Origin of the sequence: Mesorhizobium sp. M4A.F.Ca.ET.020.02.1.1 (genome assembly GCF_004022645.1) — a bacterium.
In the GTDB taxonomy this organism is placed as follows: domain Bacteria; phylum Pseudomonadota; class Alphaproteobacteria; order Rhizobiales; family Rhizobiaceae; genus Mesorhizobium.
This window is the reverse complement of the sequence record NZ_RZOI01001092.1, coordinates 1-1,383: the sequence shown is the minus strand read 5'-3', so window position 1 is coordinate 1,383 and position 1,383 is coordinate 1. Positions and strand designations below refer to the sequence as shown.

The following is a 1,383-nucleotide window of genomic DNA, read 5'->3' as shown; positions in this document are numbered from 1 at the left end:
CCGTACTCGTCGGTGTGCGCGACCTCGCCAAGGGCGAGGCGGCGGCGAGGAAGCTCGGCGGCAATGTCGAAGCCATCGCGCTGGATCTCGCCGCGCCTGATGGACCGGCCCTCGCCGCAGCCGAGGTGGAGCGCCGTTTCGGTCGGCTCGACGTACTCGTCAACAACGGCGCCGTCCATTACGCCCTATCCGCTCGGGCGCTGAGGCCTGACCGCACGTTGGGCGGCAAGACCTTCGAGACCTATGTCGTGGGCGCCTGGCGGATGGCCTTCGCCTTCGTGCCACTGCTCAGCGCCTCCGGTCATGGCCGGCTGGTCATCGTTTCTCCCGAGGCTGGTTCGCTGGCCTCGATGAACGCCGGCGCGCCGGCCTACGCGACCGGAAGGGCGACGCTCAATGCGCTCACCCGCATCCTCGCGGCCGAACTGCGCGGCGCCGGTGTCCTGGTCAACGCCATCAGCCCTGACTGGGTGGAGGCCGACAAGGGCAAGCCTGACGGCCGCCCGGTCGCGCCAGGGGCGGCCGGCATCGTCTGGGCCGCGACCTTGCCGGACGATGGCCCGACCGGCGGCTTGTTCCGCAACGGCAAAAGGCTGCCGTGGTGAGCGGATCTGCTCACCCCACCGGCACCTCCAGCCCCACCTTCACCCGGTCCATGGCGACGAACGTGCGGAAGCGCTTGACGTTGTTGTTCTCGAAGAACAGTTTTCTCGTCAGCGCCTCGTAGTCGGCCATCGTCGCCACGGTGACGACCAGGATGAAGTCGGCCTCGCCGGTCACGTAATAGCACTGCTGCACTTCAGGCACCTCGGCGAAGCCGCGCTTGGCGGCGTCGATCAGCTCGGCGCGCTCGCTCTCGACCTCCACCTCGACGAAGATCGTGATCGGGTGGCCGACCTTGGCCGGGTCGACCAGCGCGACATTGGCGCGGATGACGCCGGTCTCCTCCATGCGCTTGATGCGTCGCTGCACGGCCGGCGCCGACAGGTTGACCGTCGCGCCGATGACCCGCTGCGGCGTGGTGTTGTCCTTCTGCAGGATGGCCAGGATGGCGCGGTCGAAAGCGTCGAAGTCGGGCAAAACGGACATAGCGAGGTCCAAAACGAAACAAACTTGCATCTAAAGCGGCAAAATAGAGCGCCTTTCTCGCTCGCCTTGCAATAAATTTCAGCCATCAAGACGGAGAAACGCCGATCCATGTTCCTGCTCAACCGCCACCCGGACCATCGCCATCCGCTGACCCCGCAGGATGCCGCTATGCTTGGGCTCGCCGGCGTCGAGGCGGCCGAGCGCTTCCTTGCCGCGCGTGACAGCCAGGCCGAGACGCCGCTGCACGCCCTGCCGGCGCTGGCGGGCGAACTCGGCATTGGTGCGCTCCACATC

At 67.2% G+C, this 1,383-nt stretch carries 2 protein-coding genes and 1 pseudogene; 2 read left to right on the top strand and 1 reads right to left on the bottom strand.

Going from position 1 to position 1,383, the window contains the following annotated elements:
* On the top strand, positions 1-605 hold a 605-nt coding region (locus tag EN742_RS35095), incomplete at its 5' end, for an SDR family oxidoreductase (RefSeq protein ID WP_128333891.1).
* A 10-nt stretch (positions 606-615) separates the two neighbouring features.
* Here EN742_RS35095 and EN742_RS35090 read toward each other — a convergent pair.
* A complete protein-coding gene (locus EN742_RS35090) occupies positions 616-1,089 on the bottom strand; it encodes an Lrp/AsnC family transcriptional regulator (RefSeq protein ID WP_127407341.1) in 474 nt (157 codons plus the stop codon).
* 108 nt (positions 1,090-1,197) lie between these two features.
* Between EN742_RS35090 and EN742_RS35085 the strand changes: the two are divergent.
* Positions 1,198-1,383 (top strand): annotated as a pseudogene (locus EN742_RS35085) (diaminopropionate ammonia-lyase); the annotation flags it as partial.

Excerpts from the sequence above, each read along its gene's own strand:
- EN742_RS35090 (WP_127407341.1), bottom strand. The coding sequence starts at position 1,089 with ATGTCCGTTTTGCCCGACTTCGACGCTTTCGACCGCGCCATCCTGGCC.